Consider the following 297-nt stretch of genomic DNA (forward strand, 5'->3'; position numbering starts at 1 on the left):
TTCGACCTCTTCTTCAGCCTCGCCGAACGCCGCGGCACCGACGGCGAACCCCAGGGCATCACCGGCGCCGTCGAATACTCCAGCGACATCTACGACGCCTCCACCGTCCAAGCCCTCTTCGACCGCTGGATCCGCCTCCTGGATGAGGTGACCGCCCAACCCGAGCAGCCGCTCAGCCACATCGAGATCCTCACCCCGCAGGAACGGCACCGGACGCTCGTCGAGGTCAACCGCACCGAACTAGCGCTGCCCGACGCCTCGTTGGCGGAACTGTTCGAGCGGCAGGTGGCCCTCACC

The 297-nt window shown here is 67.3% G+C and carries 1 protein-coding gene; it reads left to right on the plus strand.

Features of this window, described 5'->3' with window-relative positions:
• A partial coding sequence (locus IH61_RS42295) for a hypothetical protein (RefSeq protein WP_037974231.1) occupies nt 1-297 on the plus strand: 297 nt, incomplete at both ends.

The organism is Streptomyces sp. NRRL WC-3742 (assembly GCF_000720635.1).
Taxonomy (GTDB): Bacteria; Actinomycetota; Actinomycetes; order Streptomycetales; family Streptomycetaceae; genus Kitasatospora.